Origin of the sequence: Streptomyces sp. DH12 (assembly GCF_020873895.1) — a bacterium.
Taxonomy (GTDB): domain Bacteria; phylum Actinomycetota; class Actinomycetes; order Streptomycetales; family Streptomycetaceae; genus Streptomyces.
Map to the genome: position 1 here is coordinate 1 of NZ_JAHWGT010001178.1, position 440 is coordinate 440.

Below are 440 nucleotides of genomic sequence, written 5' to 3' on the forward strand. Positions count from 1 at the left end.
TCATGGACGTGGAGCAGGACGGCCTGACGGTCGACAGCAGCTATGTCCTCGCGATGGACTCCTCGCTGCACCACGAGGTCATCGCCGTCGACAGCCTCTACGGCATCTCCGGCTCGGGGAAGTACCAGCTCAACATCACCGGTCAGGGCAAGGTCGCGCTGATGACCTCGGGCATGCCGCTGCTGCTCCAGGTGACGCCGGACAAGTACGTCAACTGCGACGCCGACGCGATCGTCGCCTGGTCCACCTCGCTGCGGGTGCAGATGCAGGCCCAGACGCATTCCTCCGGGGTGTGGCGGCGCCGCGGCAACACCGGCGAGGGCTGGGAGCTCAGCTTCATGGGCAACGGCTTCGCGTTGGTCCAGCCGAGTGAACTGCTGCCGCCGCAGAACGCCCAGGTCGGATCCGGTCTCGCCGCGCAGTACGGCATGGGCCAGCAG

General features: G+C 67.3%; 1 protein-coding gene. It reads left to right on the forward strand.

Going from position 1 to position 440, the window contains the following annotated elements:
* The coding region (locus LPA54_RS39125) for an AIM24 family protein (protein ID WP_228985152.1) at window positions 1-440 on the forward strand (440 nt) is incomplete at both ends.